The organism is Microcystis sp. M179S2, from assembly GCF_020245805.1.
Classification (GTDB): domain Bacteria; phylum Cyanobacteriota; class Cyanobacteriia; order Cyanobacteriales; family Microcystaceae; genus Microcystis; species Microcystis aeruginosa.
In genome coordinates this window covers 1-6,235 of the sequence record NZ_JADBUE010000129.1, presented here as the reverse complement: position 1 = coordinate 6,235, position 6,235 = coordinate 1, and the positions used below count along the sequence as shown (strand labels likewise).

At 44.4% G+C, this 6,235-nt stretch carries 4 protein-coding genes and 1 pseudogene; 1 reads left to right on the top strand and 4 read right to left on the bottom strand.

From position 1 onward, the window contains the following. Nucleotides 1–170: 170 nt before the first annotated feature. Nucleotides 171–1,340 carry an HhoA/HhoB/HtrA family serine endopeptidase gene (locus tag IM500_RS07505; RefSeq protein WP_190720970.1) on the bottom strand — a complete coding sequence of 390 codons (1,170 nt, stop codon included), beginning with the start codon at nucleotides 1,338–1,340 and terminating at the stop codon, nucleotides 171–173. A 150-nt stretch (nucleotides 1,341–1,490) separates the two neighbouring features. Continuing rightward, entirely contained in the window at nucleotides 1,491–2,159 is a 669-nt protein-coding gene (locus IM500_RS07500; RefSeq protein ID WP_190720967.1) for a hypothetical protein, read from the bottom strand. 208 nt (nucleotides 2,160–2,367) lie between these two features. Between IM500_RS07500 and IM500_RS07495 the strand changes: the two genes are divergently transcribed. Then, nucleotides 2,368–4,491: a serine/threonine-protein kinase gene (locus IM500_RS07495; protein ID WP_190720964.1), complete on the top strand. Its 2,124-nt coding sequence runs from the start codon at nucleotides 2,368–2,370 to the stop codon at nucleotides 4,489–4,491. 22 nt (nucleotides 4,492–4,513) lie between these two features. On the opposite strand, the gene IM500_RS07490 is transcribed toward IM500_RS07495, so the two are convergent. Together IM500_RS07490 and IM500_RS07485 are read right to left on the bottom strand one after the other, a co-directional pair. Further along, nucleotides 4,514–5,896 carry an aromatic ring-hydroxylating dioxygenase subunit alpha gene (locus tag IM500_RS07490; RefSeq protein ID WP_287738056.1) on the bottom strand — a complete coding sequence of 461 codons (1,383 nt, stop codon included), beginning with the start codon at nucleotides 5,894–5,896 and terminating at the stop codon, nucleotides 4,514–4,516. A 211-nt stretch (nucleotides 5,897–6,107) separates the two neighbouring features. After that, nucleotides 6,108–6,235 (bottom strand): annotated as a pseudogene (locus tag IM500_RS07485) (RNA-guided endonuclease TnpB family protein); the annotation flags it as partial.

Sequence of the window (6,235 nt, the reverse complement as noted above, 5' to 3'; positions counted from 1 at the left end):
TCGGGTGTTGGGTAAAATCGAAACGAATAGGCTTTTTCCATATCTCGCATTCTAGCATATATCGTGTAAATGCGCTAATATTTAACAGTAAAGCCGTCGTAGAACGACGGGGTTTCAGACCCAAATTTTCGATGAAAACTCACATCTGATAACTGATCACTGACTGCCGATTACTGATTTGACATTTGGGCGGTGATTACGGTGAGATCGATCGCCCTTTCCCCCCTTCTGATTCTTAGGGGTAAAGATTGACCGATCCCGGTTTTTTCCACCATTTCCTGTAACTCAGCGCCATCGCTAACCGGTTGATTATTAGCTTTAACAATCACATCCCCGCGACGGATACCGGCTTTTTCGGCGGGGGTATTGGGTAGGACTTTCACCACCAAAATTCCCGACACTTCCGGGACGATCATGGCAGAATTGGGGTTTTGATTATTAGCCTGGGCTAAATCGGGAGTTAGATTAACCATCTGCACACCGATATAGGGATGGGCCACCTTTTGACCTGATTCTAGGGTCGCTTGTAACTGCTTGGCCCGGTCGATGGGAATGGCAAAACCGATGCCCATGGCATCAGCACGAATCGCCGTATTGATACCGATGACTTCCCCTTGGGCGTTGAGTAAAGGACCGCCGGAATTACCCGGGTTAATAGCGGCATCGGTTTGGATAAAATCAATGCGTTTATCGGGAATACCAGCCTTAGCTGCCGAGCGCCCGATCGTGCTAATAATTCCTAAAGTTACTGTATTATCTAGACCGACGGGATTGCCTACTGCGATCGCCCAGTCCCCCACTTGTATGGATGAGGAATTGCCGAGGACGGCTACAGGTAAATTTTCCCCTTGGGGATTAATTTTCACTACGGCTAAATCAGTGATCTCATCAGTACCGCGCACTTCTCCTTTGAAGCTACGACCATCTTTTAAAGTTACCGTTACCTTATCGGCATTATCGACCACATGGGCATTAGTTAAGATTAAACCACTGCCATCGATAATAAAACCCGATCCCTGGCCAGCCACTCGCTGCTGGGTGGGAAGACGAAACTGTTCTCCAAAAAACTCCTGAAAAAAAGGATCATCAAAAAAGGGGCTATTGGGACGAGTAATGATCGCTTCGGTGTCAATTCGCACTACTGCCGCACCCGTGCGCGCCACTGCCTTAGCGACAAAACTTTCCGCCGTCATCTCCGGGGGAATTCTGGCCAGATCGGCGGCAGCGCTGGGCAGATTTTGAGCATTTACCGCCGCTAAACTGCTAAAACCGAGCATAATTCCCAGAAAAGTTGCTAAAGCGTGGGTAATAGTTCGCCGTAACCCTGTAGGAAGTTTCATACTTTGATCTCTGATTCTGATGTTTTGACTGTTTCTGTCTATTGGTTGACAGACGGACTATTAAAAATCTAACAAATCGATCGCTCCGATTAAATCGATGGTTGACACCAAATCCGCCAGCAGACGGATTTGGTCATGGTTTGCCGTTCACTAATCTCTGATCACTAGGGGCGATTGCAGGGTAATATTTAAATCTCGATCGGGGTTAACAGAGTATAACTGCACGGAACTACCACCGACAATTCCCGCCGCCGGTAAGCCCCATCCTGCAAGGGTTCCCACGGCTGCCCCCGCTAAGACATCGAGAACTTCGATCTTGCGATCACCTGTGAGAGCAGCGATCGCTGTGGCTGCCCCCGCACCGGCGAGGGTTCCCCCTAAGATATCTTGAGTTTTTGCCCCTTTACGCAGGGTTTCAGTGGTAGTAATTAATCGCGAAGTGGCATTGAGGGGAATGGTGCGATTGCCCCCATCAAGGCCAATTTCATCGGCAATAAACCGCACACCTCGGCCGGCTGCTTCTAAAGTACCCTTGACTTCACTTCCTGCCGCAATCACCACAATCCCATTGCGGTTACGAATATCTCTGGCTACGGTTAAAGTCAGAGGAATAACATCACTTTTAGAAACTAAAATTTTATCGGCTTTCTCGTAATTCAAAGGGATAACTGTTCCCGCCGGAATCGAGATTTGTTGAGCGATGAGACGTTGCCGATTAATATTACTTTGAGCGAGGACGGGAAAAGTACCGGACATCGACCCCATGAGCAGGGTAATCAGTAAAGCTGTACTGGCTCTAGTAACAGGATTGATAGACATAGCGGTTATCCTCTCAAAAAACAACAGTGAACTTTCTCTGTTTCTAGATTATTTTTTTTTGCCTGTCATGTCAGTCCCCTCCACAGGGAATTTTTTTCCTCTCTATAGGGAAAAAAGTAGAATAGGGGAATTTACCCATTTTGTCCATCGACCGCAAAAGAGAGCCGAAAAGCCTAGAATAGTAAAAAACCTCGGATTGCCATCGTCTATGGAACTCGCTGCCGGAAAAATCCTTAGTCATCGCTACCAAATTATCCGTCAATTGGGAAAAGGGGGATTCGGACAGACTTTCTTGGCCTGCGATCGCCAGTTACCCAATCAAAATCGTTGTGTGATCAAACAATTTAAACCCCAGTGCCAGGATGCCGAAACTGTAGCCATCGCTAGACGACTCTTTGAAACCGAGGCGAAAATCCTGCAAGAATTGGGCATTCATCGCCATATTCCCCGTTTATTTGCTTATTTTGAGGAAAATGGGCAATTTTTCCTCGTGCAAGAATACATTGAAGGGGAAGATTTAGCCAGAGAAATTACTGCCGGTGTCTATAGGCAAGATGAAGGGAAAGTGGTGGCTTTATTAACAGAAATTCTCTCAATTCTCGAATTTGTCCATCACAAACAGGTGATCCATCGCGATGTTAATCCCTTTAATCTTATTCGTCGCAGCCAAGATCATCAATTGGTTTTAATTGATTTTGGTGCTGTCAAACAAATTAGCACTCAAGTGGTTAAAGAAGGTAAAACCGTTTCTACCATCGCTATTGGTACCCCTGGTTATTTCCCCAGTGAACAGGCCCAAGGTTATCCGCGTTTTAGTAGCGATATCTATGCCACTGGTATTATTGGATTACAAGCTTTAACCGGTAAAGATACCGAAGATATTCCACTGGATGCTCGCACGGGGGAAATTCTCTGGCAACATTTGGCCATGACTAGCGCCGAGTTTAGTTATGTTATCGAGCGCATGATCCGCTATGATTTTCGTCAGCGTTATACCAGTGTCAGTGAAGCATTAATCGATCTGAGAAAATTAGGTAAAATTTATCATCTCGCTCCGAAAACTACCTATGGGGTGAAACCTCAAGGTCTGATTGCTCGTCCAGGGAAATCTTGGCTAACAAAAATCCTGGTTGTCTCTGGGACAATTGGCTTAATAGCCAGTGCTTATCTGGGTTTTGACTATTGGCAAAATTCTCGTAATTCTCTTGATTACTATCAACAAGGTCAGACTTTTTATCAACTCAAACGCTATACTGATGCCCTTACTTCTTATGGTCAAGCCTTAAAAATTAATCCCAATTATCTTGAGGCATTGCAAGGAAAAGCTGATACTTTATTGGCTTTAAAAAGATACTCGAAAGCTTTAAATACCTACGAAAAAGCTATTCAAATTAACCCAGATTCCGCTTGGCAAGCTTGGCTCGGTCGCGGGCAAGCTTTAGATAAATTAGGCAAAAATCAGGAGGCTTTGGAAAGTTTTGATCGGGTCTTATCTTTTAATCCTGCCGCTAGTCAAGCTTGGCAAGGTAAAGCCGATATCTATCTAGAACTGCAACAATATTCCGCCGCCCAAAAAGCTCTTGAAAAATTGTTAACTTTTCAGCAAAATGATGCCAAAATATGGTACAAAAAAGGCTGGTCATTACAGAATCTTGAGGATTATGAAGGGGCAGTTAAAGCCTATGATCAGGCTCTAGCGCTCGAATCGGATAATGCCTTAATTTGGTATCAAAAAGGTAATAGTTTGTATCAATTAAATAAAATTAATGAGGCTTTAGAAAGTTATAGCAAAGCTGGACAATTTAATCCTCAATTTTCCCAAGCTCACTATAGTCAAGGGATTATTCTGCAAAAATTAGGTCGCAAGTCAGAAGCTTTGGAGGCATTTACTCAAGCAACTAAAGCCAATTCTAATTATTATCAAGCATGGTTACATCAAGGGGCATTACTTCATCAAATGGAAAGATTTCAAGAAGCGATCGCATCCTACGAAAAAGCTCGCCGCATTTCTTCCCAAAAAGCCGAAGTTTTTATCGGTATCGGTAACGCTTGCTATCGTTTAGGCGACAATTCCCAAGCCATAAACGCCTATCAACAGGCGATTCAAAGGCAAAAAGATAACCCCGAAACCTGGAAAAGTTTAGGCAATAGTTGGTTTAAACTCGGTCAATACGAGCGAGCGATTCAAGCTTATCAAGAATCCCTTCGTTATCGTTCCAATGACCGAGAAGTGCAAACACAAAAACAACTGGCAGAAACTCGCTGGCAAGAACTTCAGCAATCTTCCCAAAACCAAACCCCCAAAGTCGATAGTGAGGAACAGGTTCCCTAACTTCCGCTCTTTTTCGGCAGCTTTATCGCTTTTTACCGGTATTTCTCGGCAATAATTCCCGTCCTTGATAAAACTGTTTTTTCAGTTCTCCCAAGCGCCAATAAGCTGCCACCATAATTACAGTTAATGCTGTCAGCACTGTCACGGGAAGGAGGGCCGATTGACCGAAAATTAGGGCTAAAAGTGGTAAAGATAGACCAAGAACAATAGCGATCGCTAATGTTAACCCCCGCAGACGATTAATATTTTTTAAAGCCCCTTGACAAACAGCACAATTTTTGGTATGGGACTGATATCGTTCGAGGAGAATCTCTTTTGATTGTAGGGGGGGAAAAGGTTGACCGGCGAAAGGATCAGCTTGGTATTGATTAACCCAATTGCGATACTCAAACACGAATAAATCCGCTTTGGTAGGGAGATAACAAGCTTGACTAAAATTCCGACTATCCCCCTGAGCTTGCAGATAACGCTCTTGATAGTAGAGAAAAATCTGATCATCTTCAAGAATAGCGTTTTGATTGATGTGGGAATACCAAGTGGGGGTAAGCTTAATGAAGAATTTCGGCAGTTTAGAGTTAAATTTAAAGGGAAAACGAGCAAAGAGACGACATTCTCCCTGACGGATGGGAGTTGCATAGACTACGGTTAAAGTCCGTCCGAACTTTTCCGAGGTGAGATCGTGGTAAATTAATCCGGGGGCGATAAAATTGCTGTATTGCTGACCTAATTTACCTTTACGCGGTCCTTCGGGCCAAATTCCCTTAAATCCCTGACGATTGGACTCGATAATTTCTAATTCCATAGGAGCGGCATTGGCCCGATTACCGATGGTGAGATGATGGGTATAGGGAACATGACTAGAATCGATAATATTTTCGATTAAAGTGACGGCCGAGTAGGGTAGATCTCGAAAGGTATCCAAACAAATCCAAGCATCAGCATCCTCCTCCATGGGTTCAATAATTGGAATCGCAGTCAGGGGAGCATTTTCGGGATTACCCGCATAAACGAATAATAATCCCTGACGGATAGCCGTGGGAAAAGACCGCACACAAGCGCGTCGAGAGGTGTTAGCTTGACTGTTTTCCGGTTGTTGGGGAATAAATTCACAGTTTCCTCCTCCGGAAAAAGACCAACCGTGATAGGGACATTCTAGATGTCCGCTTTCGTTAAGACGACCTTCTGAGAGAGGAGCGAGACGATGGGGACATTTATCCTCGAAAACTCGCCATTCTTGCTGATTTTTGTCCCACCAAATCACTAAATCCTCTTCTAGTAGGGTAAAGCGTTGGGGCTGCTTTTTGTCTAAATCTTTGACGTAGTAGATAGGATACCAAACTTGACGACAATCAAAGCGATCGATATCTGTTCCCCCGATGGGATAGGTAGCAGTGCTGCTCAACATAAATTTTAAAATAAGTTAACATTTCTCCTCCAAAATCTAACAAATTTAATCGACAAAAGGGGACAGATGCCGGTATCTGCTGGGGAAACAAACACTGGCACTATATTTTGGGGTGATAATTAAAGGGTAGTCTCCCATGGATAAAGCGAGAATGGGAGAAGGATCAAGTTGACATCCTCGCCGCCGTAAAACGGACGGCGATTCCCAAACCTCACGATTTAGGTTTCTGCTTCTTTCCCGAAGGATTTTTCGCACCTGCCTTAACAGATTTACTCTGTTCTGGTCTTATGGTCGCTCTACAGACTGACACCGCAAGCCCTGCGGCCAAAATATTTTTAC

Bases quoted from the DNA above. Each gene is read 5' to 3' on its own strand.
- IM500_RS07505 (WP_190720970.1), bottom strand. From the start codon at position 1,340: ATGAAACTTCCTACAGGGTTACGGCGAACTATTACCCACGCTTTAGCA.
- IM500_RS07500 (WP_190720967.1), bottom strand. From the start codon at position 2,159: ATGTCTATCAATCCTGTTACTAGAGCCAGTACAGCTTTACTGATTACC.
- IM500_RS07490 (WP_287738056.1), bottom strand. From the start codon at position 5,896: ATGTTGAGCAGCACTGCTACCTATCCCATCGGGGGAACAGATATCGAT.
- IM500_RS07495 (WP_190720964.1), top strand. From the start codon at position 2,368: ATGGAACTCGCTGCCGGAAAAATCCTTAGTCATCGCTACCAAATTATC.